Origin of the sequence: Pedobacter cryotolerans (assembly GCF_005116475.1) — a bacterium.
Lineage (GTDB): Bacteria > Bacteroidota > Bacteroidia > Sphingobacteriales > Sphingobacteriaceae > Pedobacter > Pedobacter cryotolerans.
Genome location: NZ_SWBO01000002.1, coordinates 449,092 through 474,777, shown reverse-complemented (window position 1 = coordinate 474,777; position 25,686 = coordinate 449,092). Strand labels below are relative to the sequence as shown.

General features: G+C 32.5%; 25 protein-coding genes. 11 read left to right on the top strand and 14 right to left on the bottom strand.

All coding sequences use genetic code 11. The annotated features are described in order from the left end of the window. The 4 genes from FA045_RS05215 to FA045_RS05200 are packed head-to-tail and all read right to left on the bottom strand — an operon-like array spanning position 1 to position 3,298. Positions 1-1,275: an aspartate kinase gene (locus FA045_RS05215; RefSeq protein ID WP_136875177.1), complete on the bottom strand. Its 1,275-nt coding sequence runs from the start codon at positions 1,273-1,275 to the stop codon at positions 1-3. Next, the gene (locus FA045_RS05210; RefSeq protein WP_136875175.1) at positions 1,275-2,081 is read right to left on the bottom strand and encodes a DUF3298 and DUF4163 domain-containing protein; all 807 of its coding nucleotides are present in this window, start codon (positions 2,079-2,081) and stop codon (positions 1,275-1,277) included. The genes FA045_RS05215 and FA045_RS05210 overlap by 1 nt, the downstream gene beginning before the upstream one ends. After that, positions 2,078-2,548, bottom strand: a complete 471-nt coding sequence (locus tag FA045_RS05205) for a GNAT family N-acetyltransferase (RefSeq protein WP_136875173.1) — start codon at positions 2,546-2,548, stop codon at positions 2,078-2,080. The genes FA045_RS05210 and FA045_RS05205 overlap by 4 nt, the downstream gene beginning before the upstream one ends. Before the next feature lie 60 nt (positions 2,549-2,608). Beyond that, complete coding sequence (locus FA045_RS05200; protein WP_136875171.1) at positions 2,609-3,298, bottom strand: YggS family pyridoxal phosphate-dependent enzyme; 690 nt, start codon at positions 3,296-3,298, stop codon at positions 2,609-2,611. Between the two features lie 72 nt (positions 3,299-3,370). Here FA045_RS05200 and FA045_RS05195 point away from each other — a divergent pair, with 72 nt between their 5' ends. The 5 genes from FA045_RS05195 to FA045_RS05175 all read left to right on the top strand — a co-directional run bounded on the left by FA045_RS05195 (position 3,371) and on the right by FA045_RS05175 (position 9,114). Next, positions 3,371-3,973 (top strand): DUF4296 domain-containing protein, encoded by a 603-nt coding sequence (locus FA045_RS05195; RefSeq protein WP_136875169.1) that lies wholly within the window; start codon positions 3,371-3,373, stop codon positions 3,971-3,973. A 6-nt stretch (positions 3,974-3,979) separates the two neighbouring features. Then, positions 3,980-6,349, top strand: coding sequence for an endonuclease MutS2 (locus tag FA045_RS05190; protein ID WP_136875167.1), 2,370 nt, complete (start codon positions 3,980-3,982; stop codon positions 6,347-6,349). 44 nt (positions 6,350-6,393) lie between these two features. Next, entirely contained in the window at positions 6,394-7,476 is a 1,083-nt protein-coding gene (locus tag FA045_RS05185; protein WP_136875165.1) for a PQQ-dependent sugar dehydrogenase, read from the top strand. Between the two features lie 154 nt (positions 7,477-7,630). Further along, positions 7,631-8,332 (top strand): CoA transferase subunit A, encoded by a 702-nt coding sequence (locus FA045_RS05180; RefSeq protein ID WP_136875163.1) that lies wholly within the window; start codon positions 7,631-7,633, stop codon positions 8,330-8,332. Positions 8,333-8,451: 119 nt separating this feature from the next. Next, complete coding sequence (locus tag FA045_RS05175) at positions 8,452-9,114, top strand: 3-oxoacid CoA-transferase subunit B (RefSeq protein WP_136875161.1); 663 nt, start codon at positions 8,452-8,454, stop codon at positions 9,112-9,114. Between the two features lie 9 nt (positions 9,115-9,123). Here FA045_RS05175 and FA045_RS05170 read toward each other — a convergent pair whose 3' ends face one another. Both FA045_RS05170 and FA045_RS05165 read right to left on the bottom strand, forming a co-directional pair. After that, positions 9,124-10,542 carry a DUF5723 family protein gene (locus FA045_RS05170; RefSeq protein WP_136875159.1) on the bottom strand — a complete coding sequence of 473 codons (1,419 nt, stop codon included), beginning with the start codon at positions 10,540-10,542 and terminating at the stop codon, positions 9,124-9,126. 8 nt (positions 10,543-10,550) lie between these two features. Beyond that, entirely contained in the window at positions 10,551-12,125 is a 1,575-nt protein-coding gene (locus FA045_RS05165) for a hypothetical protein (RefSeq protein ID WP_136875157.1), read from the bottom strand. An 88-nt stretch (positions 12,126-12,213) separates the two neighbouring features. On the opposite strand from FA045_RS05165, the gene FA045_RS05160 reads away from it, so the two are divergent. Both FA045_RS05160 and priA read left to right on the top strand, forming a co-directional pair. After that, a complete protein-coding gene (locus FA045_RS05160; RefSeq protein WP_136875155.1) occupies positions 12,214-12,600 on the top strand; it encodes a DUF423 domain-containing protein in 387 nt (128 codons plus the stop codon). Continuing rightward, positions 12,600-15,077, top strand: a complete 2,478-nt coding sequence (gene priA, locus FA045_RS05155; protein WP_136875153.1) for a replication restart helicase PriA — start codon at positions 12,600-12,602, stop codon at positions 15,075-15,077. The genes FA045_RS05160 and priA overlap by 1 nt, the downstream gene beginning before the upstream one ends. Here priA and FA045_RS05150 read toward each other — a convergent pair. Beyond that, positions 15,074-15,754: a hypothetical protein gene (locus FA045_RS05150; protein WP_136875151.1), complete on the bottom strand. Its 681-nt coding sequence runs from the start codon at positions 15,752-15,754 to the stop codon at positions 15,074-15,076. The two genes, priA and FA045_RS05150, sit on opposite strands and share 4 nt — an antisense overlap. 220 nt (positions 15,755-15,974) lie before the next feature. Here FA045_RS05150 and FA045_RS05145 point away from each other — a divergent pair, with 220 nt between their 5' ends. Then, positions 15,975-16,631, top strand: a complete 657-nt coding sequence (locus tag FA045_RS05145; RefSeq protein WP_136875149.1) for a protein-L-isoaspartate(D-aspartate) O-methyltransferase — start codon at positions 15,975-15,977, stop codon at positions 16,629-16,631. Between the two features lie 66 nt (positions 16,632-16,697). Here the strand turns inward: FA045_RS05145 and smpB are convergent, their stop codons facing one another. Continuing rightward, positions 16,698-17,147 carry an SsrA-binding protein gene (gene smpB, locus FA045_RS05140; protein ID WP_205943097.1) on the bottom strand — a complete coding sequence of 150 codons (450 nt, stop codon included), beginning with the start codon at positions 17,145-17,147 and terminating at the stop codon, positions 16,698-16,700. Between the two features lie 155 nt (positions 17,148-17,302). On the opposite strand from smpB, the gene FA045_RS05135 reads away from it, so the two are divergent. Further along, positions 17,303-19,585, top strand: coding sequence for a TonB-dependent receptor (locus FA045_RS05135; protein WP_136875144.1), 2,283 nt, complete (start codon positions 17,303-17,305; stop codon positions 19,583-19,585). A 15-nt stretch (positions 19,586-19,600) separates the two neighbouring features. Here FA045_RS05135 and FA045_RS05130 read toward each other — a convergent pair whose 3' ends face one another. After that, a complete protein-coding gene (locus tag FA045_RS05130; RefSeq protein WP_136875142.1) occupies positions 19,601-21,460 on the bottom strand; it encodes an Nramp family divalent metal transporter in 1,860 nt (619 codons plus the stop codon). Between the two features lie 2 nt (positions 21,461-21,462). Then, the gene (locus FA045_RS05125; protein ID WP_136875140.1) at positions 21,463-22,113 is read right to left on the bottom strand and encodes a metal-dependent transcriptional regulator; all 651 of its coding nucleotides are present in this window, start codon (positions 22,111-22,113) and stop codon (positions 21,463-21,465) included. A 136-nt stretch (positions 22,114-22,249) separates the two neighbouring features. Here FA045_RS05125 and FA045_RS05120 point away from each other — a divergent pair, with 136 nt between their 5' ends. Then, on the top strand, positions 22,250-22,720 hold the full coding sequence (locus FA045_RS05120; RefSeq protein ID WP_136875138.1) for an Lrp/AsnC family transcriptional regulator: 471 nt from the start codon (positions 22,250-22,252) through the stop codon (positions 22,718-22,720). A gap of 44 nt (positions 22,721-22,764) precedes the next feature. Here FA045_RS05120 and FA045_RS05115 read toward each other — a convergent pair whose 3' ends face one another. The 3 genes from FA045_RS05115 to FA045_RS05105 form a co-directional block, all read right to left on the bottom strand. Further along, a complete protein-coding gene (locus FA045_RS05115) occupies positions 22,765-23,175 on the bottom strand; it encodes a GxxExxY protein (protein WP_136875135.1) in 411 nt (136 codons plus the stop codon). 239 nt (positions 23,176-23,414) lie between these two features. Beyond that, positions 23,415-24,092 (bottom strand): uracil-DNA glycosylase, encoded by a 678-nt coding sequence (ung, locus tag FA045_RS05110; protein ID WP_136875133.1) that lies wholly within the window; start codon positions 24,090-24,092, stop codon positions 23,415-23,417. A gap of 1 nt (position 24,093) precedes the next feature. Beyond that, the gene (locus tag FA045_RS05105) at positions 24,094-24,636 is read right to left on the bottom strand and encodes a thioredoxin family protein (RefSeq protein ID WP_136875131.1); all 543 of its coding nucleotides are present in this window, start codon (positions 24,634-24,636) and stop codon (positions 24,094-24,096) included. Between the two features lie 117 nt (positions 24,637-24,753). Here FA045_RS05105 and FA045_RS05100 point away from each other — a divergent pair, with 117 nt between their 5' ends. Beyond that, positions 24,754-25,296, top strand: coding sequence for a DUF2892 domain-containing protein (locus FA045_RS05100; protein ID WP_136875129.1), 543 nt, complete (start codon positions 24,754-24,756; stop codon positions 25,294-25,296). A 112-nt stretch (positions 25,297-25,408) separates the two neighbouring features. Here FA045_RS05100 and FA045_RS05095 read toward each other — a convergent pair whose 3' ends face one another. Further along, a complete protein-coding gene (locus FA045_RS05095) occupies positions 25,409-25,621 on the bottom strand; it encodes a hypothetical protein (RefSeq protein ID WP_136875127.1) in 213 nt (70 codons plus the stop codon). Positions 25,622-25,686 lie beyond the last annotated feature (65 nt).

Below are 25,686 nucleotides of genomic sequence, written 5' to 3'. Positions count from 1 at the left end.
TTAGGGGTTTGGGGTTTTATCTTTCATTACTATTTGACAAGTGTGCCTACTTTTTACTTCTAACAAAACATTTTTATTGATAATAACCCTATCAATAGTTTGTTGGTTGTAATAACGAATGGTTACCAATTCTAATCCAGCGTTATATTTAACTTTAAATGTTTCGCTTAAATCCACAATCAGTTGTTTTATTTTTTCTTCATCATTGTCTACACTAACAGAAAAACTAATGGCAGAATTGAGCATCGTGTTAACTTTTACCTTGTTTTTGTGAAGAATATTGAATATTTGACTTAAATTTTCTTCGATGATAAAAGAAAAATCTTTCGGAAAAATAGAAATAAGTACCTGATTAACTTTAAAAATAAAAGAAGCCACAGGTAAAGGTGTTTTTGTATTGGTAATGGCTGTTCCAGGTTCATCTGGATTTAAAAAAGATTTAACATACAGCGTAATTCCTTTATTTTGTATGGGTTTAATGGTTTTAGGGTGAATAACATTTGCGCCATAATAGGTAAGTTCTATCGCATCGTGATAGGAGAGTTCTTCAATCTTTTCAGTTTCATCAAACCATTTTGGGTCGGCATTTAAAACACCCGGAACATCTTTCCAGATCGTCATCGATTCTGCATTTAAGCAAGCGCAAAAAATAGCAGCCGAATAATCAGAGCCGTCTCTACCAAGTGTACTAGTGAAATTTTCGCTGGTTGCGCCAATAAAACCTTGGGTAACTACAACACCTTTATCCAAAAAGCTAGGTAAATGTTTTTGTACTTCTTGTTCGGTTTTATCCCAAATTACATTAGCTTCTCTGTAGTTATTATCTGTTTTGATGTAATTTCGAGCATCAGTCCAAACGGTAAAAGTGCCCATTTGATTAAGGTAAGCTGCAACAATTTTGGTTGATACCAGTTCGCCAATAGAAACAATTTGATCGTATAAATATGCCGCACCATCACTTGCTTCATCTTCTAAAAGCCATTCAATTTCAACAAAAGTATTGGCTACCTCATCAAAAATAGGATTGTTATGATCTTTAAAAAGTTCATTTAAAATATTAAAATGAAAGGCTTTAATCTCTTCAAAAATTTCCTGTGCGCTTTCGCTACCTTTTACATGAGCCCAAGTTAATTCTTCTAACTTGTTGGTTATTTTTCCCATGGCAGAAATCACAATCAACAAGTTTGTAGATGGATATTTTTGAATAATATTTGTGATGTTTTTTATACCGTTTGCATCTTTAACTGATGCGCCGCCGAACTTAAATACTTGCATTAATTGTTTTCTGATAAAATTGTGTTGGGTTTTGCTATTCCTTGTAGTTGATTAAAAGGGATAATGAGTTCTGTAGTTCCGTAAGCATAAGCTTTAATTTCATAAGGATTATATAGAAAAACTAATCCTTTATCGTTAACATAGAAACTTTGAGCTAATGCAAATTTTCCTTGATCAAAGAAATATTTATCAGCTAAAGGCTCGGTTGGGGTCAACTTTTCGTTCTTACGGAAAATTGTTTCTGCAACTGCTAATAGTTTAGGTTTTTGATCATTTTCAATTAACGAATCTAATGTTAATGGTTGGTTAGTTTTAGGATTAAAATTAATAAAAGTAATGCTCGAATTAGGGTGAGCACCGCCTGCATAATCGCCATGGAGGTATTTCAGTGCGATGTAGTTTGAACTTTGTTGTAAAACACGAACATCAATAATTAAAAACCACGATTGTGGGGTGTTTTGGTTATCCTTAAAAAAACTATCATAACCTCTAATAAAACTATTTGCAATTTCTTGATAAGAGATGATTGAAGGATCTTCATCAGAAAAATAATTTAAAACCTGGCGTTGGATGTGTTTATTTAGCGCTTCATTCTTAAAAACCGGATATTTAATGGTTGCTTTTGCGGTGTCTTTAAACGCTGTTTCGGCTTTAGCAATATTTTTGCTGTAAACTTTAACGGAGTCGTAAATATAAGTTAGCGTATCTATTTTAGCTTCAATACTTGATGAGTTTTCTGCTTTTTTTTCATTGCTACATGATGCAAAAAGAGCAATTCCAATGAGTAGGATAATTAATTTTTTCATACCAGTTGATGTGTTTTTTCTTTTGAAAATGAAGCGTTTAACCAACCACTTTCAATGGCAGCACTATATTTATTGTAAAAATTAATTGCAGGTGCATTCCAATCTAAAACTTGCCAACACATGCCATTGTAATCACCGGTATTGGCTTCATTAATAACTTTTTCAAAAAGTATTTTACCAATTCCTTTTCCTCTAGCTGCTTCTGTTACAATAAAATCTTCTAAGTATAAACGTCTGCCTTTCCAAGTAGAGTATCTGGTGTAAAATAAAGCAAAGCCTAAAATCTCGTTATTTTCTTCGGCAACAAAAGCTTTCCAAACAGGATTTTTGCCAAAGCCAGCATCAACAAATTCTGCCAAAGTAACTGTAACTTCTTCCGGAGCTTTTTCATAAACAGCTAGTTCATTAATTAATTCCAATAACCTACTACAATCATCTTTAATGGCAACCCTTATATTTATGTTCATTTATCTCTTTTTTAGTTCTTTAACTTTAAAGTTTAGTCTTTCAGCTTTGGTCTTTAGTCTTTAATCTTCTTTCCAATGCTTAATTACCCTTTTACCAAAAATGCTGCTGCCAATTCTAACCATTGTACTACCTTCGGCTATTGCCAATTTATAATCTGCAGACATGCCCATTGAGATTTCTTTAAAGCTATCTTCTTTTCTAAAAAAACTCAATTTTATACCATCAAATAAAACCTTCAATTCCTGAAATTCGGCTTTAGTTTGTAATTCTGATGCAGTATTTGTGGCAATACCCATTAAACCAACTATTCTTATGTTTTTTAGCGCAGCAAATTCTTCAGATCTCAACAATTCAATTGCTTCATCATATCCTAAACCGAACTTTGTATCTTCATCTGCAATATAAATTTGTAATAAACAATCAATCACTCTGTTGTTTTTGGCTGCCTGTTTATCAATTTCTTTAAGTAATTTAATGCTATCTACCGATTCGATTAGTTTTACAAAAGGAGCTATGTATTTAACTTTGTTTGTTTGTAAATGACCAATCAAATGCCATTCGATATCTTTGGGTAGTTGAGCTTGTTTTTCAACCATTTCTTGCACTAAGTTTTCACCAAAAATGCGTTGTCCGGCATTGTAAGCTTGTAATGCGGCATCTGCCGGATGATTTTTAGACACAGCTACTAACTTTACTCCAGCTAAGTCTAATTCATTTTTATATTTTAATAAGTTATCTGTAATGCTCATTTATCAGTATTTTTGGTAAAATTAACAACCTTAGCTTAATTTGGCTAAGAAATAAGAAGGTTATTACAAATAATGAACAGAATTTTTTATTTCATCATCATATCTATCTCCTTTTATGCTTGTAAACCAGGCATCCCGAAAGATATTATACAGCCTGATAAAATGCAGCAAGTTTTAATAGATATTCATTTAGTAGATGGATATATTTCTACTTTGCCGAGTTTGGATACCGCCAAAAAAGTCGGTTCATCATTTTATAAAGGTATTTACAAAAAATTTGATATCGACTCGGCGCTATACAATACGAGTATCAATTATTATTACAAACATCCAGATTTGATGAAAAAGATGTACGATAGTATCTCTGTAAAACTATCTATACTAAAAGATAAAAATGCCGCATTAGTGATTGATCCTTTGAGCATCAGCTTCAAAGGTGTTTTTTCAATTGATAAATCTGATACACTTCTTTTAGATCGTAATTTGAATAAAAAGTATAATATTCCAATGCTAAAAAAGAATGTTTATGCTAATTTTGGTAATCAGCCAGTTATTGGTCAGCCAACTGTTGCACCAGCAAGTGAGCAAGTGCCAATTTCGGGTGCAGCTCCCCCTGTTAATCAGCCCCAAACTATCGCAGCTCCAGTTCAAGAAGTGCAAAAAACACAACAGTAAAATTCTATGTTATATCCAGATAATTGCCAAGAAAGATTAGGGTTTAATGAGGTGAGGCAAATGGTTCATCAACATTGTTTAAGTACAATGGGTCAAGCTTTGGTTGCAAAAATGCAAGTAATGACTAAGTATGACCAGATTAACAAGTTTTTACGCCAAACAAACGAGTTTAAAAGCATTCTTGAAAACCAAGAGCCGCTACAGATTAGTGCTTTTTTTGATATTAAAATACTGGCGGATAAAATTAGGGTAGAAGGTACTTATTTGATGGAAGATGAGTTATTTCAGATTTATTCATCATTACAAACCGTATTTTCTGTACTTCGTTTTTTTGATGAGCGAAAAGAAATCTACCCAAATTTAGAAGCACTTTTTGAACATTTACCCATCGAAAAAAATATTCTACAAAAAATAGAGCGAGTTTTAGATGCTAAGGGAAAAATGAAACCTAATGCTTCGGCCGAATTGCAAGAAATAACCTCGTCAATTGCCAAAGGTGAGCAAGAAGTTCGTAAAAGAATGGATTCGATTTACAAAATGGCTTTGGGAAAAAACTGGGTTGCCGATGGTAGCTTAACCATTCGTGATGGGAGAATGTGTATTCCTATTTTGGCTGAAAATAAAAGAAAATTGAAAGGCTTTATACATGATGAATCTGCTAGCGGACAAACTGTTTACTTAGAACCAGAAGAGGTTTTTACTTTAAATAATAAACTTCGCGATTTAGAATTTGATAAACGAAGAGAAATTATCAAGATTTTAATTGCATTAACGAGTGAATTGAGACCTTATACTCCGCTGCTTTTATCATACCATGGATTTCTAACAAAGTTAGATTTTGTTAGAGCTAAAGCATTGTTTGCTATTGATATTCAGGCCAATATGCCTATTTTGTTAAAAGAAGCCAAAACCAAGCTGATTAATGCAAAACACCCATTGTTGTTATTGTCTTTTGCTGCCGAGAAAAAAACGGTTGTGCCATTAAATATTCACATCAATGAAAATTTACGAGTAGTTTTGGTTTCTGGGCCAAACGCAGGTGGTAAATCTGTTTGTATGAAAACGGTGGGTTTATTACAAATGATGCTGCAAACAGGCTTATTAGTGCCGGTTGATGAAGCTAGCGAAATGGGTATTTTTGATCAGATTTTTGCAGATATTGGAGACGATCAATCTATCGAATCAGATTTAAGTACCTATAGTGCCCATTTAACTAAAATGCGTTATTTTGTGGCTCACGCTACGCCAAAAACTTTAGTTTTAATAGATGAGTTCGGTACAGGTACCGATCCGCAATTTGGCGGACCAATGGCCGAAGCTGTTTTGGAGGTGCTTAATAATAAAAAAGTTAGAGGTGTAATTACCACGCATTACTCAAACCTTAAACTTTTTGCTGGCGATACAGATGGTTTAGAAAATGCATCAATGCTATTTGATAATAGTAAAATGAAACCATTGTACATTTTAGATATTGGTAAACCTGGTAGTTCTTATGCCTTTGAAATTGCTCAAAATATAGGTTTGCAAAAAGAAGTACTCGAATTAGCAAAGCAAAAAACAGGAACCAATCAAAATAGTATTGATAGCTTGCTAGTAGATTTAGAGAAAGAGAAAAGGCAAATTCATGAAACTAAAATCAATTTAGCAAATCAGCAAAATAAGGTTAAAAATTTAGTTAGCGAAAATGAAAAACTGAAGTTGTTTTTAGAAGAAAACAAAAAAGTGCTCATTAAAGAGGCTAAGCTCGAAGCCCAAACTATTATCCGCGATGCGAATAAATTGGTTGAGAATACCATAGCAGAAATAAAAGAAAAACAAGCTGATAAAGTGGTAACTAAAGAGCTTAGACAAAACTTGCAAAAAAGCTTAGTTAAAAACGAAGTAAAAGAAGAAAAAAAACCTGTTGTTAAATTTGATGATACCGAAATTGCAGTAGGCGATTGGGTACAATTAATAAATACCGAAACTAGTGGACAAGTGTTAGAAATTAATAGAGGAAATTTAGTATTGGCACTTGGTGATTTGCGTTCGGTGGTTAAAAGAAACAGAGTGCAAAAAATTAGCAACAAACAAGCTAAAAAAGTGGCACAAAGTAACTCTTTTTCTGGCAGAATTTCTGAAGCCATTATGAACTTTAGGCCTGAGTTAGATTTACGAGGGATGCGTGGTGAAAATGCATTGCAAGAGCTTGAAAATTACATGGATAAGGCCATGATGTTAAGTTTTCCTTCCATAAAATTGATACATGGAAAAGGTGATGGGATTTTAAGAAAGTTGCTTAGAGAGCACCTTAAAAAGTACAAAGAAGTTACGCGTTTAGAAGATGAACATGCAGATAGGGGTGGCGATGGAATTACTTATGTATATTTTAATTAAAACCATCTAAGTCGTAACATTGTTATTTTTAAAACGTTACGACCATGAAATCAATCTTAACCTGCATTTTGCTTGTGTTGTTTTTCACAAGTTGCAAAAAGAAATCTACCAACAATGATGAAAACCTGCAAGAAGTAGATTTAAAGACAAGAACAGTAACAGCGAATCTTATCAATCCTTGGGAAATTATTTACGGTCCAGATAATTTTATTTGGGTTACAGAAAAGTCTGGTAAAATAAGCCGAGTTGATCCTGTAAGCGGACAAATTACGATACTTATTACTATTAATGAAGTCCGTAGTAATGGCGAAGGAGGTTTGTTGGGCATGGTTTTACATCCAGATTTTAACAATAATCCATTTGTTTATGTTGTTTACTGTTATGGTGCTAACTATATGGCCAAGGTTGTTAGATATAGCTATAACAATGGTTCATTAATTAATCCACAAATATTATTAGATCAAATTCCGGCTTCTTCCATCCATAACGGCTCGAGGTTGGTAATCAATAACAATAAAATTTTTATTACCACAGGTGATGCTAATGATTTGTCTAGTCCACAAAATATCAATTCTTTAGCTGGTAAAATATTAAGACTTAATTTAGATGGAAGCATCCCTGCCGATAATCCTTTTCCAAATAGTCCTGTTTGGTCTTTCGGGCATAGAAACGCCCAAGGTTTGGTTTTTGTAGGCAGTAAAATGTTTGCATCAGAACATGGCCCCTCATCAGATGATGAAATTAACTTAATAGATAAAGGTAAAAACTACGGATGGCCAAATGTTGCAGGTTTTTGTAATACCACAACAGAACAAGCTTTTTGTGCTGCAAATAACATTACCGAACCTTTAATTGCATGGACGCCAACTATAGCTCCAGCTGGTTTAACTTATTATAACTCTACTTACATTCCTCAATTCAGAAATTCGCTTTTGTTAGCTTTATTAAAGGATAGTAAGTTAATGCAGCTGAAATTAAATGAAGATCAAACTAAAATAGAATCGACTACTAATTTTTTTGTGAAAGAATTTGGGCGATTGAGAGCAGTATGCCAATCGCCAGAAGGCAAGATTTACATTTGTACAAGTAACGGAAACGCTGATCGAATTATAGAAATTTCAAAATAAAATTTTAATCTAATTAATTATAAAAAGCAGCTTTAATACATTACTTAAGCTGCTTTTTGTTTTTACTTAGTGTATGATTTACATTCATGTAATCTCAAATCAAATTTGCAAAGGCATCAATATCTTTCTAATTTAGGCCGAAAACAAAAATAAAATGATCAATAAAGTTGTTGCAGGTGCAGATGAAGCAATAAAAGATATCCATGATGGTGATACATTAATGCTTGGTGGTTTTGGCTTATGCGGAATACCTGAAAACTGTATTACTGCATTGGTAAAAAAAGGCGTTAAAGAACTAACCTGCATATCAAATAATGCTGGCGTAGATGATTTTGGTATTGGATTAATGTTGAAAACCAGACAAGTTAAAAAGATGATTTCATCTTATGTAGGTGAAAATGCTGAATTTGAAAGACAGCTTTTAAGTGGCGAGTTAGAAGTAGAATTAATACCTCAAGGAACTTTAGCAACTAGATGCATGGCAGCAGGTTATGGGATGCCAGCAATTTTTACGCCGGCTGGTGTAGGTACAGAAGTTGCAGAAGGTAAAGAAATAAGAAATTTTGATGGTAAAGATTATTTGATGGAATATGCTTTTGATGCAGATTTCGCATTGGTAAAAGCGTGGAAAGGTGATACTGCCGGGAACCTTATTTTTCGTTCTACCAGCAGAAATTTTAACCCAGTAATGGCAATGGCCGGAAAAACCACAATTGCTGAGGTTGAAATATTGGTTGAGGCTGGAGAATTAGATCCAGACCACATTCACACTTCTGGCGTTTTTGTTCATCGTATTTTTCAGGGCAAGGATTACGAAAAACGAATTGAGCAAAGAACGGTAAGGATGAAAGAATAGAAAATTAGTTTCCCGAGATTCGGGATTTCGCTTTGCTCAACATTTGTTCAATGGTTCATTAGTTCATTCACTCATTCAAAATTCACTCATTCATTCCTAACGCTCTCATTCATAATTATATGGCACTATCAAAAGACGGAATAGCGAAACGTATCGCTAAAGAAATAAAAGATGGATATTATGTAAACCTTGGTATTGGTATTCCAACGTTGGTTGCAAATTATATCCCGATAGGGATAAATGTGGTTTTACAATCAGAAAATGGATTGTTAGGCATGGGACCTTTTCCTTTTGAGGGAGAAGAAGACGCAGACTTAATTAACGCTGGCAAACAAACAATCACAACTTTAGCAGGTTCGTCAATTTTTGATTCTGCTTTGAGTTTTGGAATGATAAGAGCTCAAAAAATAGATTTAACCATATTAGGTGCAATGGAGGTTTCTGAAAACGGTGATATCGCTAATTGGAAAATCCCTGGTAAAATGGTGAAAGGTATGGGAGGTGCTATGGATTTAGTGGCCTCTGCAAAAAATATCATCGTGGCTATGCAACACGTAAACAAAGCTGGCGAAAGTAAATTACTTCCATCATGTAGTTTACCATTAACAGGTGTTAAGTGTATTAAAAAAATTGTAACTGAATTGGCGGTGCTGGATGTTTTGCCAGAAGGCGGTTTTAAGTTACTAGAACGTGCACCTGGCGTAAGTGTAGATTTTATTAAGCAAGCTACATTAGGTAAACTTTATGCTAATGAAAATGTACCAGAAATGATTTTAGATTAATAGGTGTAGCTATTTTTTAAAGAAATTAAACATGCTTCTAAAAAATCCTCGGTAAGGTTTTTCGCCATTTACACCAGGCATGGTACTTAAATTCATTGGGTGCTCAACTGTTTTACCAAATTTAATACCCAAACCCATGTAAAATGATCCTGCGTTGTAACCTGTGCCAATAGTGCCATCATTTTGACTTATTCCTTTAGCTAAAGAAATAGATTTACCAATATTGTCACTTCCTAAAAAGAACTCGAAATTTGGTGTTTTATACATTCCTTGTACGCCAATCATGATAATGTTATTGAAATTATAAATAGGGGTTACACTTGCCGAAATCTTTTCGATAGTAAAGGTATTAACGAAAGCCAGATCTCCTCCTGAGTGAAAAAGATTTTTGGAAACAATAATACTTGGCTTATAAAAACCGAAAGTTCTCGAAATTAAGAAATCTGCTCGGGCATTAGTTGGCGTTGTAAAAGCCTGCTGAATATCAGCATCATAAGCAACATCTGTTATTTCATTTTCTATTTCACTATTTCTTTTAGTAGAAACATTATAAATACTTTCTAATGTATTTAAGTTTGCCGTATGAGATTTTTTGCTCCATCTAATAAAACCTAAATCTTTAATATTTCCCATCATGAAATAACCACTTTTGGAAGCATACGTTGTACCGAAGCTTACCGATAAGCCTGGGTTATTAAATGTTGGCAATAGTGTTTTTGTTTCTAATTCATTGGCTCTTATAAAACTACCTCTATAGGTACCATTTAAGCCAACATCTAATCTGTCATTAGGTGAATCAGCAAAAAAATAGGAGTTATTTATTTTTAAAGAGTTATAAGCTATACCGCTTAATAAACTAAGTTTTGCCCCAAAAGCTAATCTTTTGTCCCAATTCTCTCTAATGCTCACACTAAATTGGTGATAAGATTGCTGATATGCATTATCATTAAAAATATCTGTATAAGGGGTTTCTTCTTCAAACCTTCGGTAACTATCAAAAATGGCTAAACTTTCGTTGGTATAGGTAGCATAGGCATCAGATCTTAGTTGCCAACCAAATCCAATTTCTTGATTATTTTGATGTGAACTAAAAATGCGAAAATTTAATATGTGGATATTTGCGTTGGCAAATGCTTTATTTAGGCTTCCAGTACCAATTGGTAAAGTCTGCGTATTTAACTTGCTCTCATTTATAAGCGTTCTTAGCACAGATTGCGCATCGCCTTTATGAGCCGAATTAATGCTAAAGTTTGGTAGAAATAAATTTGATGCAAATTTGCTAGAGCTATCTAACGTAAAAGCTTTAACTGCTGGGTTTTCTAATGCATCAAACAATGTTCTGGTGTTGTACAAAGCATAATTTTGCGCATTTAAATGTGTTGTAAAAAGTGAAATGCAAAGAATTAAAAGGTAGATTTTTTTCATCATTAGGTAAACTACGGATTTATGTTTAAAGTGTCTAGTGCGTCTTTTTTGTCAACTTTTTTATCCAATACTAAATTTGATAAAAATTTATCATTATCACCAGATAACTGATAGCAAAAGGCATCAAAATCTTTTAAACCTTTGCTAGATTGAAATTGCTTATAGTAGGGTGATTTAAGGTTCCTGCCAAAAATATCGCTAGAATTTTTACTGTTAACATAAAAACAAATGGTAGCCGATGACGAAATTTGATCCCTGAATTTAATGTAATGCTCAGCATTAACAAGTAACTCATTTTTGCTGTAACTATTTAAAAATGATTGTATGCTGCTCGCATTATTTGCCATCACTAAATAATTATCAATAATGGTGTAAAAAGGTCTTTCAAATTTTTTAAATGGCTCTCCAAAAAAGTAATATGGAATATTAGGGTCTTTAAAAATCCTAATATCTGTTGCGTATTCAGCACTTAAATCTATTAACAATTGGTTTAATTTTTCGCCATTATTTAAGGCTATTGCACCAAATTTTTCGCCGCTATTGAGCTCAAATGTAACCAACTGATTTGTAAAATATTGAGGTAAACTTTTTGGTAAATCAACACGGTATTTATCTTTTATCACATTTAATGCTGATCTGATTTTTTCACTTTCTCCATTTAAATTAAACCAATTTGTTAATCCTTTATACCAACTTGCATAATTTGTGAAGCTGTAAAAAACGTAGTTTGCAGTTTTATCTGGTAAAATTGAGTTAATGGTTATTTTTTGTTCTGGCATTTTAGCAAACAAATTGTAATAACTCTTTTCATCAATTATTTCTGTAGAGCCGTTAAATAACAGTTTCTCTGTACTAAAATTATAGCTTAATGTAGCAAATGTGTTTTGTTTGTTAAAAACACTAAGTTCTCCTATTAAATTACTGTTCAGTATGTTTTTTAACAATTTTGGCGAATTGTTAAAATTTAAATACAAACTAGCCAATACATTCTTATTATATTGACTGTTTTTTGAGATATAATTTGCAAATGTAGAATTCTCTATTAATGCTAATTTTAATACATCGTTTATTGGTTTTTCTGTATTAGCTATCAAAATCAATTGATCTTTAATGCCTACAAATACGCTTGTTGTATCTGCAAATGATAGTTTATATAAGTTATTAATTTTATCAATCTTAACACTTTTGCCAAAACCATTCATCAGCTTATTTACATCTGTATCCTCTTTTACTTGTGTGCTAATCAGGTAATCAACTTTGTTATTTAAGCCTGGTAAAATGCTAATGTATACTTTTTGATTAGCCATGGAGGCGTCAATTTCATTTGCTAATAATAGCTCTTTTAAATTTTTAAAATCCACCGACTTTTCTTCTCCTAATACACGCTCAAAAAGATCTTGACCATTTAAAATATCATAAAAACTTTTGTTGTTCTCGAAACCAAATACAATTGTTGCATTAAATGATGCCGCATTGAGTGATAAGTTGTTAGTGCTGGTTTCTTTATTAAGATTGGAAAAGTACAAATAGGCCATTCCAACCATAGCTAACAATAAAACTACTAATGTGATGTAAATTTTTCTCATGGTTATGTACAACAAATTTAATTTAATTTTATGATTACAGAGATTATAAGGGCATTTTCTTAATTTAGCAGTATACAAGCCGATATCAATGAATAAAAAGATAATTCTTACTGCCGCTTTCTTTGGAGCTTTAGCCGTTATACTTGGTGCATTTGGTGCACATAGTTTAAAAAACCTTGTTGATACTTATTCATTATCTATTTGGCAAAAGGGTGTCGAATATCAATTCTATCATACTTTTGCCCTACTTTATTTATCAACCTTTGCCAGGTATAAAAATAAATTAATCGTATTGGCATTTACATTTTTTACTGCTGGAATATTGCTATTTTCGGGCTCGTTGTATTTATTGGCTTTAAAAGATGTTTTTACATCTTCAATTGCGCAATATGTTGGTCCAGTAACTCCATTAGGTGGTTTATGTTTTGTTATAGGTTGGGTTTGTTTGTTTTTAGCAGCACTAAAAGATAAATAATGCAGTTTGCGCCATCACTAAATTTCGAAGAAAGAGAAACCCTTTTTGTTGAAGTGATTTTACCACTTTCATTAGCTATTAATTATACTTATCGCATACCTTTTGAATTAAATGAAAGAGTTGCTATTGGTAAAAGAGTAGTGGTGCAGTTTGGTAAGCATAAAATTTATACTGCCTTAGTAAAAAATATTACCAAGCAACCTCCGGAGTTTTACGAAGCGAAGTATATAATTGATGTTGTTGATGAAAATCCGGTATTAACCGAAAAGCAATTTCAGTTTTGGAATTGGATAACGAGTTATTATTTATGCAATGAGGGAGATGTAATGGCTGCCGCCTTACCAACTGGGTTAAAGTTGGCAAGTGAAACCATTATCGTTTTACGAGACGAATTACCAAATGAATTAAATTTAACTACCAAAGAAACTTTGATAGTTGAGTTTTTGCATAAAAAGCCACGTATGGCTATTGATGAGGTTGTAGAACTACTTGGGCAAAAAACGGTTTATCCAATTATTAACTCATTAATTGGTAAAGAAGTAATTTATATTGCCGAAGAAGTAATTGAAAAATATAAACCTTTACTCAAATCATTTATAACCCTAAATCCATTATATAAAGAGCAAGAGAATTTAAGACAGCTTTTTGCAGCATTAGAAAAGGCTCCTAAACAGTTAGATGCGTTATTAGCGTATTTAAAACTAGCTAAATTAAATCCATCTATAGCCAAACAACAACTGTTGGAAGAAAGTGGAAGTGGGCAAGCAGCCTTTAAATCACTTATTGAAAAAGACATATTCATACAGCAAAAAATGCAAGTGAGTAGGTTGTTAGATGGAGAAGATGAATTTGAAGTTAATTTTGCACTTAGCACTGCACAAGAAGTGGCTTTTAATGCAATTAACACCCAATTTATAGAAAAAGATGTAGTTTTATTACATGGTATTACCGCTTCTGGTAAAACTCAATTGTACATTAAGTTAATTGAAAAGGCAATAGCCAATGGTGGACAAGTTTTGTTTCTTTTGCCAGAAATAGCTTTAACTACGCAAATTGTAGAACGAATTAAACGTTATTTTGGCGATAAAATTGGAGTATATCATAGTAAGTTTAATGATAATGAACGGGTAGAGATTTGGAATAAAGTATTAAATGGCGCTTACCAAGTTGTTCTTGGCGCACGTTCAGCGGTATTTTTACCTTTTATTAATCTAAAACTAATTGTTGTTGATGAAGAGCATGAATCTTCTTACAAGCAACATGAACCAGCTCCCCGTTATCAAGCAAGAGATGCGGCTATTGTTTTGGCACACTTTCATCAAGCTAAAGTTGTTTTAGGCTCTGCAACTCCTTCAATTGAAAGTTTTTATAATGCAGAAAATGGCAAATATGGATTTGTTACTTTAAACGAACGTTTTGGCGGTGTTCAATTGCCTTTGCAAGAAGTGGTAAGCATAGCTGAAGAAACTAAACGCAAAAAAATGACTTCGTATTTTACTAGTGTTTTGATAGATGATATGTCTGCAGCACTTGAAAACAAAGAACAAATCATTTTATTTCAAAATAGAAGAGGATATGCAACTATATTAATTTGTGCCACGTGTGGTTATGCGCCAAAATGTGTTAATTGCGATGTAAGTTTAACCTTTCATAAAACCAGTGGCAAATTACATTGTCATTATTGTGGTTATCATCAAAATAGTTTAACTATTTGTCCGGCTTGTGGATCGGTTCATATCGAACAAAAAGGTTTTGGAACGGAGAGAATTGAAGAAGAACTTAGCTTGATTTTTCCTGATGTTAAAATTGCTCGATTAGATTTAGATAGTACCCGAACAAAAAACGGAATGCAACAAATTATATCAGATTTTCAGGATAAAAAAACTCAGATTTTAATTGGTACACAAATGGTAGCCAAGGGTTTAGATTTTGATAATGTAAGTTTAATTGGTGTAATAAATGCAGATACTTTATTAAATTATCCAGATTTTAGAGCTTTTGAGCGCAGTTACCAATTATTGGCTCAAGTTGCAGGCAGAGCCGGAAGAAGAGATAAGCAGGGTAAGGTATGCATTCAAGCTTACAATGATACGCATCGCATAATAAAACAAGTAATTGCCAATGATTATGCCCAAATGTATACAGATGAATTGGCAGAACGTAAACAATTCAATTATCCGCCATTTACTCGATTAATTTTCATTAACGTTAAACACAAAGATGCCAATGTTTTAAATCATGCGGCTATGCAATTAGCAAACGCTTTAAGAGCACAATTAGGTAATCGCATACTTGGTCCAGAACAACCTTTAATAGCTAGAATTAGAAACTATTATATTAAACAAATTATCATTAAAACAGAGAAAAACGCCGACATTAAAAAGGTAAAATTGGTTTTAAAAGATACCATTAAGGCGTTTAATGCACAAAAGGAATTTAAAAGTGTAATTACTCAGATTGATGTAGATCCTTATTAATTTCTATTAATTAAATGTATTTGTATACCAACAGAAATTGGGTTAAGTAGAAATTCCCATTTATTGTATTTGGCAAAAGTTCTGGTATTATCTGCGTTTTGCTGTATAGTTTCTTGTCGCTCGTAAGAATAGTAAAAGTCTAAACTAGTTTCTGCAAAAAACGAAACATTTTTAACAGGATTTATCTTTAAACCAATAATTGGGGCTATTACAAAACCATTTTTGTCAGTATCAACATTATATGGTTTTTGTAAGCTAATTGGGTTGTTGGTGTTAATTTCGCCAATAAATGAGCTCGACCTAAAACCCATATCTGCACCAAAATAAGGTTGTACTTTTGCATAGTTAATGCTTTTTTCAAAACCGATTTTAAAACTATAATCAGTAACGGTTCCTTCGGCTATTTCGCAGTTGTTACATTGGTTAGCAAAGCTGATATCTTTTCTAAAATAATTACCATTAATCCTATAACTTATCTGATTATCATTAAATTTAATCATTAAGCCATTTAGGTAGGCATTAACATAATCTTGCGAATTTACTTGATTTAGTATTTTTGGAAATTGCATTAAACTGTAGCCACGGACACCAATGCTGTAATTATAGTTGCCCTCAGATTGAGAAAACGCACTAATGTAAATAGATAAACAAATAATACTTAATAATAATTTTTTCATAGGTTTTTTGAAAAATTAACGAGTTCAAAAGTAGAAATTATTTACCATTAAAAGCAAATTGATTTCAATTAGCACAGATGCTTAATTAAACTTAACATTGATCATTCATTTTTAGCTAAATAATTATTTAAACTTGATTTTGTGTTACTTACAATTTAGCTGTTTTAAAATGATAAGTTTTTAAACAAAATTCCATTCAAAAGGGTATTTTTGAAATGAAATGGCATATAAATTTGTTGATAATTATAGAGAAAGAGGAGCAAGAAAGAAGCTTGTTGAAATTTTAAAAGATAAGGGAATTAGTGATGAAAAAGTTTTAAAAGCAATCGCTAAAGTTCCTCGTCACTTTTTTTTCGACGAAACTTTTTGGAACCAAGCTTATAAAGATATTGCCTTCCCTATTGGTGATGGACAAACAATTTCTCAACCTTATACGGTTGCTTATCAAACAGAGCTTTTACACATTCAAAAAGGCGATAAAGTGTTAGAAATTGGCACTGGCTCTGGATACCAAACTTGTGTTTTAATGGAAGTTGGAGCAAATGTTTACACCATAGAGCGCCAGCAGAATATTTATAACCATACCATCAAAGTTTTGCCGGGCATGGGTTACAAAGCTAATTTCTTTTTAGGAGATGGATCAAAAGGGATTGCAGCACACGCCCCATATCACAAAATAATAGTTACAGCAGGTGCTCCATTTGTGCCAGAAATTTTATTAAAGCAACTTAAAATTGGCGGTATTTTGGTTATCCCAGTAGGAGATGAAAAATCTCAAAAAATGATAACAGTAATTCGTGTTAACGAAAACGATTTTGATAGAATTGAATTAGATACTTTTAGGTTTGTGCCTTTGGTTGGCGATCAGGCTTGGTAGCCCAGTTAGCAGTTTTTAGTTAGCAATTCTCAGTTTGAAAACTGTAAACCGAAAATTGAAAACTGATTATACTTTCATTGCTCTATCCATTTCACGTTTACTTTCTCTGTCTTTTATACTGTCTCGTTTATCAAATTCTTTTTTACCTTGAGCTATTGCAATTTCCATTTTGGCAAAACCACGCTCGTTGGTAAAAATTCTTAACGGTACAATAGTAAAACCTTTTTCTTCGCCTTTAATTTTTAGCTTTTTAAGTTCTTTTTTGTGCAATAATAAAACACGATCTCTTTTAATATCATGATGGTGAAAAGAACTATGACTGTATTCTGAGATATGTAGATTTCTTACGTAAAGTACATCACCAATAAACATACAAAATGCATCAGTCATATTCGCTTTACCTTGTCTAATTGCCTTAATTTCTGTGCCTAGCAAAGCAATGCCTGCAACATAACTATCTAAAATATGGTAGTCGAAATATGCCCTTTTATTTTTTATTTGAATATCGTTCTTCATAGTTATAATGGCAAATATCGTTATTTCTTATTTAAAATTTTGTACCATAACAAATGTAGTTGCTTTTTTGTTGGTTAAAATTAATTTAAAATATATATCTAAAATATTTTTTAGATTAATCTAAATTTATATTTTTGTGCAACTAATCCTTAGTCATGCAAAAATTATTCTTATTTATCGTTTCAATTTTATGTTATCATAGTGTTAACGCACAAGATTATTCAATACAAGGCAATGTAATATCTGATAATCAAAACCTGAAGGTTTCGGTTTTATTGATAGAAGCCAAAAAACAAACCTTAACTGATAGTTTAAGTAATTTTGAGTTTAATCGATTAAAATCAGCAACTTATAATTTAAAAATTAGTGCCATTGGTTATCGAACAGTTTATGTAAAAATAGAACTGAAGAAAGATACTGTTTTGACTAATATTAAATTAGAGTCGCTTGATGAGAAATTAAACGAAGTGGTAGTAACGGGTACTCAAAAAGAAGTAAATAGATTAGAAAGCCCAGTTCCTGTTGAGATTTTTACAGCTACATTTTTCAGAAAAAATCCAACACCAAGCATATTTGAAGCTTTACAAAATGTTAATGGTGTTAGGCCCCAACTTAACTGCAATATCTGTAATACTGGTGATATCCATATTAATGGCCTCGAAGGCCCGTATACAATGGTTTTAATAGATGGAATGCCTATTGTAAGTAGTTTATCAACAGTTTATGGTTTATCAGGTATTCCTAATGATTTAGTAGAACGTATAGAAGTAGTAAAAGGTCCTGCATCATCATTATACGGTAGCGAGGCAGTTGGTGGCTTAATTAATATCATTACTAAAAAAGTTCAAAATGCTGCAGCTTTTTCGGCAGATTTTATGGCTACAGATTATAAAGAATTTAACACAGATATTGGCTTCAAATTTAATGTTAGTCCTAAAGTATCGGTTTTAACAGGTATAAATTATTTTAAATATGGCAACAAAGTAGATCATAATCACGATGGATTTACTGATGTTACCTTACAAGATAGGGTTTCTGTTTTCCAAAAATGGAATATAATGAGAAAAGAAAATAGGATTTTTTCTGTTGCAGCAAGATATTTATATGAAGATAGGTGGGGAGGAGAAATGAGCTGGAATAAATCTTTTAGAGGTGGAAATGAGGTGTATGGAGAGAGTATTTACACTAAAAGATTAGAATTTATTGGTAATTATCAGCTTCCTGTTAAAGAGAAAATGTTTGTGGCATTTTCACTAACCAATCACGATCAAGATAGTAGATACGGAACCACATCTTATATTGCTAAGCAGCAAATTGCGTTTTCTCAATTAACATGGGATAAAAAGATAGGTAAAAATGATTTACTTTTTGGTGCAGCATTACGATATACATTTTACGATGATAATACTCCAGCCACATCTAGTAGTTCAATTATCAACGCTGTTAACCAACCAGAAAAAATTCTATTACCAGGTTTATTTGTACAAGATGAAATTAAATTAAACAAGACACATTCTTTTTTGACTGGCTTAAGGTATGATTACAATTCAATTCATGGCAGTATTATTACGCCACGATTAGCTTATAAGCTAAGTTTAAATGAAAAAAATATCATTAGAATTAACGCTGGTACTGGCTTTAGAGTTGTAAATATTTTTACAGAAGATCACGCTGCTTTAACTGGAGCAAGAGATGTGATTATAAACAATGATTTAAAACCAGAACGTACCTATAACATTAATTTAAACTATATAAAAAAGGTTTATTTAAAAGATGGGTCGTTTTTAGGTTTAGATTTATCTGCTTTTTATACCTATTTTAACAATAGGATTATCGGAGACTTTGATACAAATCCGAACCAAATCATTTACGATAATTTAAATGGCCATGCAGTTAGCAAAGGTTTAACGGCTAATGTTGATATGACTTTTAGCTCTGGTTTAAAATTTATTTTAGGAGCTACTTATCAGGATGTGAGTTTTACAGAAAATGGTATCAAACAACAACAGATTTTAACTGAAAAGTTTTCTGGAACTTGGGCAATTTCTTATAAACTTAGAAAGTTAAATTTGGGTATAGATTATACAGGTAATGTTTACAGCCCAATGCGTTTACCCTTATTAGGCGATTTAGATCCCAGAAGACCATTTTCGCCAACTTGGAGTATCCAAAATATTCAGTTAGTGTATGATGGATTTAAAAATATTGAAATTTATGGAGGCGTAAAAAACCTGCTCAACTTTACACCAAACAAAGGAACTCCATTTATTATTGCTCGCTCAAATGATCCATTTGATAAAAATGTACAGTTTGCACCCAACGGACAGGTTTTGGTTACGCCAGATAATCCTTATGGTTTAACATTTGATCCAAATTATGTTTATGCACCAAATCAAGGGATAAGAGGTTTTATAGGAGTTAGGGTAAATATTAAATAAACAAGTTGTTAATCGTTACCTCACAATTAATACTGGTATAGCTACTTTATGCCTAACTGAATCTACTGTTGTACCAAAAATTAAATCTTTTAAACCTTTGTGTCCATGAGCTCCCATTACTAGTAACTCAATTTCTGTTTTAATGCTTATTTCAGCAATTGCTTTAGCGGCAGTGCCAAAACCAATGTGAATAGTTGCATCATAGCCCAAATCAGATAAATTTATTTTGTAACGTTCCAAATTCTCTGTATCACTTTGTGTTTCATGGTCCATTGTAGTTGTTCCATGATACCTTGCTGCGGCAGTTTCCACAACGTGTATGATATGGTAATGTGCTGACTTGCCTCCCTGAATTAGCGCATGGCGGATGGTATTTCTATCGTTTTTAGAAAAATCTACAGTTATACCTATTTGTTTGTAATTAATTTTTTCTATAGGCTCTATTGCTAAAGCATCACCATGTGGTACATTACCAATTCTTTGTTTTTTGCTCAATAATGGATATAAAAATATAAAAACCAATAACAAGCCGATTAAAATTGCCGACGGAATAATGATTACATAAATATACCAACCATCTGCAGCTGCAATCCAGCCAGTAATTTCTTCAATTACCAATTTGATATTTAAACTCACAATCACAACGGCACTCATCCAAGCTAAAACTTTTACCCATGTTTTAATGGTAAAGTCTTTCATTTCTTTTTTATCAGAAGTTAGGTGAATTAGCGGAATGATGGCAAAACCCAATTGTAAACTCAACACCACTTGACTGAGGATTAATAAACCTCCTAAAGCATCTTCACCAAAATAAAGTATGGTAAAAAAAGCAGGTACAATGGCAAGCAATCTTGTAATCAAGCGTCTCATCCATGGCTGTATTCTTAAATTTAAATGTCCTTCCATTATAATTTGACCAGCCAATGTTCCTGTTACAGTAGAGCTTTGTCCGGCAGCGATTAACGCAATGGCAAATAGCGCAGGTGCTACAGGACCAAAAATGTTACTTAGCAATAAGTGTGCATCTTGGATCTCTGCAACTTCATGAAAACCATTGGTAAAAAAAGCTGCTGCCGCCAGAATAAGTATGGCTGCATTTACAAAAAAGGCTAAATTTAACGCTACAGCAGTGTCAATAAAATTAAACTTAATGGCTTCCTTAATTCCTTTATTGTCTCTCTCAAACTTTCTGGTTTGTACCAGCGATGAATGTAAATAAAGATTGTGCGGCATTACCGTTGCGCCAATAATTCCTATAGCAATGTACAAAGCTTCGCCAGATAACATTGATGGTTCAAAACCTTTTGCAATTTCTTTTAAGGAAGGTTCTACAATAAACATTTCTACCAAAAAGGATAAGCCTACAATAAACACCATCGAAACAATAAAAGCTTCCATTTTACGCATTCCTTTATTTAAAAGAAAAAGTAAAAGCACAGTGTCGAAAATGGTAATGGATATTCCCCAAATTAATGGTAAACCAAAAAGTAGGTTTAAACCAATGGCCATTCCAATAATTTCGGCTAAATCGCAAGCTATAATTGCAGTTTGCGCTAAAATAAATAATGGAAAATTAACCCATTTTGGATACGCATTTCGAGATGCTTGAGCTAAATCTAATCCTCTAACAATTCCTAAACGGGCACTCAAAGATTGTAATAAAAGCGCAATTAGGTTAGACATTAGCAAAACCCAAATCAGTTGGTAGCCAAATTTACTACCACCAGCTATGTCTGTAGCCCAGTTTCCTGGATCCATGTATCCTACACTAACTAAATAAGCCGGACCAATAAAAGCTAAAATTCTTCTCCAGCCTTTTCGTTTGTTGGTTGCAACACTTTGGTGTACCTCACTTAACGATTGTTTATCCTGCATAACTATTTGCTAATTAATATATGTTTTGCAACTTCTCTACTAATATTTAATTTTTCACTGTCAATTAAAAGTTCAACAGAACCATCAAAGTCAATAATTTCTGACACTTCAATTTTCTTTCCTAGGGTTAATCCAAGTTTTTCTAAGTGTTTTAGGAAAGGAGAGGAGTGTTCACTTACACCAGTAATTGTACCTTTTTCATTAACCTTTAGCTTACTCAATTTAATAAATGATAAATCTGCAAAATTACCGTGTTGGTCTGGTATTGGATCTCCATGTGGGTCTACTTTCGGGAAATCTAAAAATTCATCTAATCTTTCTACCAACAAAGTTGATTTAATGTGTTCTAGTTCTTCTGCAACTTCATGCACTTCATCCCATTTAAAATTTAACTTTTCTACTAAAAAAACTTCCCAAAGGCGATGTTTTCTAACAATATTAATTGCAGTAAGTTTTCCTTTTTCTGTTAAAGTTACACCTTGATACTTCACATAATCAACCAGTTCCTTTTCAGAAAGCTTTTTCAGCATATCGGTAACAGATGCCGCTTTAGTTTGCATCCGTTCTGCAATTGCATTGGTTTGCACCGGATTGTTTACTGCTGATAAGTGATAAATGATCTTTAAATAATTCTCTTCGGTGTAAGATTGCATTTTTAGTTATCTAATTTAATATTTAGACAAATCTAAATTTTTTATAGTAAAATAAAAAGTATTTTTTTTGTGATTTTTTAGAATAAAATTTGGTTAGCGAATGTTTGTGTGCTACCTTTGGTTATAATCAAATATTATGGCATCAGAACTAGATAAAATCGATTTCAAAATTCTTAAACTTTTACAAGAAAACGGTAGAATTACTAATCTGCTATTATCTCAAGAAATTGGACTATCACCAGCACCAACTTTAGAAAGAGTTCGTAAGTTAGAGATGTCTGGTTTTATAAAAAGTTACCATGCATTAGTTGATGAAGAGAAATTAGGTTTAGGTATTAAAACTTTTATTCAAGTTCAATTAGATTTTCATAAAAATAATACCATTCAAATCTTTTTAGATGAGGTTAACCAAATTAAAGAGGTTACCGAATGCCATCACGTTACTGGTCAGGCAGATTTTTTGCTTAAGGTTTATGTAAATGACATTAAATCTTATGAGCGTTTAATAATGGATAAAATCAGTAAGATCTCTGTTGTTAAAACTTTTCAGACCATGATGATCATGTCTACAACTAAGAAAGAGCCGATAGTGCCTTTGGAGTACTAGGTTTTTTCTACCACCAAAGAAACCTAAGAAAACCAAAGCAAATTCTAATCTAATAAATCGCGATAAAATGAATTAACGAATGATTTTTTTCCGTCATTTATTAGATTTATGCAATTAAAATTTATTAGTATTCCTTTGGGCGCTTCCAAGATTTTCATATAAGTGAGGATTTGAGCTTCGTGAATTGGTAAGGTAGTTTCGATTGCTTTAAGTTCTAAAACAATACATTGTTCTATAAACAAATCAGCCCTTAATTCGGTGTCAATTGTTGAACCTTTGTATTCAACTCCTATAACCATTTCTGATAGATAAGAGATTCCTCTTAAGCTTAGTTCTTTACAAAGACATTTATGGTAAATACTCTCCAATAGTCCAGGTCCAAGAATTTTATGAACTTCGATACAAGCTCCAGTAATTTGGTATTCTAAATTTCTCAAATAATTTTTATCAATCATATTAATTATATTTAAATGTGATCAATAGAGATATACTAACTTAAGAATTTATTATGAATTATTACTTAGGCACTTTTTGTTTTCTTTGGTGGTTCAAAAGAATTACGCTATCTGCAAAGTAACCTCGTTCAGCCCTTGCTCTTCTAAATTTAAATCTGATTTATAGTGATATTTAACTTAAGAATTTATTATGATATATTCCTTAGGTGCTTTTTGGTTTCTTTGGTGGTTCAATAGAATTACATTATCTGCCAATTAATCTCTCCCATCCCTTGTTTAGCTAAAATTTCATTAGCAGTTTTAAAATGCTTACATCCAAAAAATCCATTGTAAGCAGAAAAAGGAGAGGGGTGAGCTGCTTTTAACACAAAATGCTTATTGGTGTTAATTAACACTTCTTTCTGCTGAGCAAATTTGCCCCATAGCAAAAATACTATTCCGCTTCTTTGTTCAGAAAGTGATGAAATAACAAAGTCGGTAAAAATTTCCCAGCCACGTTTTTGGTGCGAACCCGCTTCATGTGCCCTAACCGTTAAAGTTGCATTTAAAAGTAAAACACCTTGGTCTGCCCACGCAGTTAACTCGCCATGATTAGGAATTTTGAAATCAGGAAATTCATCTACCAATTCCTTGTACATATTTTTTAACGATGGAGGAACTGTAATGCCTTTTTGTACAGAAAAAGATAAACCATGTGCTTGCCCTTGTCCGTGATAGGGATCTTGGCCCAAAATTACCACCTTTACTTTATCAAATGGCGTGTGATTAAAGGCGTTAAAAATGTCTGTGCCTTTAGGAAAAACAGTAAATCCTTTCTGCTTTTCTTCCAGCAAAAAGGATTTCAACTCTTTCATGTACGTTTTTTCTAATTCGTTGCCTAAAACATTTAACCAGCTAGGTTCTAAAGCTACGGCCATACTATTTAGTTTTTGCAGCAACCTTTTTAGGTTGTACTACAAGCAATTTAAGCATGTCTTTTTCTAAAGTCTCGGTTGGTCTTTCGGTAATTCTAGCCACTTCTTTACCTTTTTTATCTGTAAAAATAAATGTAGGAACACGCGTAATGTTCAAGCTATCAATTAATCCATTCTCAGCTTTTTTCATTCCATCAACACCAATAAATTTTAAGCTTTCATTGTTAATTTTAGCTGCATCCATAATTTTTAAAAAATTAGGAACTTGATATTTACTATCTCCACACCATGTGCCTAAAACAATAGTAACTTTTTTGCCTTTCATCAGTTTACTTAGCTCATTTATAACAGTAGAATCTACTTTGTAGTTACTGTAATTAGCATCGTAGCTGGCTTTAAATTCTGGGAAAGATGTAACACTATCTCTAGTACATAAATTTAACATCACTTGTTTGTGTCTATTTGGGTCTTCAATTGTTTTATTTAAATCTTGAGCGTTTGCACCTATTGCTAAAAATAGGATAAGAGCTGTAAATATGTTTTTCATTTTGATGTTTGTTTCTTTATTTAAGCTACTAATTTAGTAGAATATTTGATGAAATTATAAATTTTAAATCTATTTTTTGGTATATAAACACGATATTTGCACAAATATTATAAAACTATGCCAAATTTAGTACGTCTTATTATTGGGTTCGCTTTTGTGGGTGCTGCAGTTGCACTTATGTTTTTCAGTTTTTGGGGATGGGGAAGCTTATTGATCTTTCTAAGTATTTTAATTTTTGTTACTTATTTCTATAACGAAAATATGTTAATTGCTCAATGGCACTTGCGTAAAGACAATATGCCAAAAGCAGAAAAAGCTTTGGGTAAGATTAAGAGTTATGAAAAGGAATTGAATAGAATGCAACACGGTTATTATAACCTCTTAATCGGATTAATAGAGTCTAGAAAAGCACCAATGAAATCTGAAAAATATTTCAAATTGGCTTTAAGTTTAGGTTTACACATGGATCATAATGTGGCATTAGCTAAATTAAGTTTAGCGGGTATTGCCATGGGTAAAAGAAATAAGCGTGAAGCCACAATGTATCTTGCTGAGGCTAAAAAAGCGGATAAAAATAAATTATTGGCCGATCAGATTAAACAAATGAAGGATCAGATGGGGATGTTGGACAAACAACAACAAGTTAGATATTCTAGATAATTGTTTTAAAGTTAGAAAAGTCCGGAAGTATAAGGTTTAGCTAACCTTTAACTTTCGGACTTTTTCGCTTCTATATCTTTCTATTTCCCGTCTTCCCAACTACCCAACTATTCTACTTCTCTTCTAATCTGTCAAAGTTCTCATCGTATTCAGATGAATTTCTGCTGATAATATCATCATCTAAACTTTCGTTTCTGCGGTTAAAAAATAACTCTTCAGCTTGTATTCGCTTAATCAACTGACGAACAAGAGATAAATCGAAAGTGTCTTTACTTAATTTAATGCAGTATTGGTTCTCGGTAATTTCTAAGCTTGAGCTATTCATAACATATTGATTTTGTGAGTGGTTAAAAGTAAAAAAGGCTTAGCGTATTTTACTACACCAAGCCT